At 41.6% G+C, this 346-nt stretch carries 1 pseudogene; it reads right to left on the reverse strand.

Going from position 1 to position 346, the window contains the following annotated elements:
- Nucleotides 1-346 (reverse strand): annotated as a pseudogene (locus B3014_RS10570) (endopeptidase La); the annotation flags it as partial.

Raw genomic sequence — 346 nt, forward strand, 5'->3', positions numbered from 1 at the left:
TTCTTTGACTTTTTCCAGACCATAGTGATCTTCATCTAGGACATTTTCAGCCTTGTTTAAATCAAGGGTCGCTTTAGAACGTTTTTTCCAAGGGACTTCTAACAAAGATTCAATATAGTTTCTGACAACAGTTGCTTCTGCAGACATCGGTGACATCATTCGAAGCTTTTTAAGTTCAGCATCAGCTTTAGCGCGTGCTTCTGCCGGCATTCCTGCCTTCTCAATGTTCGCAGCCAGTTCGTCAGTTTCGTTACCAGCCTCGTCAATCTCACCGAGTTCTTTTTGAACCGCTTTTAACTGCTCATTAAGGTAATATTCGCGTTGGCTTTTTTCCATCTGCTTTTTA

The sequence above is a fragment of the Methylophaga sp. UBA678 genome (assembly GCF_002299105.1).
GTDB lineage: Bacteria > Pseudomonadota > Gammaproteobacteria > Nitrosococcales > Methylophagaceae > Methylophaga > Methylophaga marina.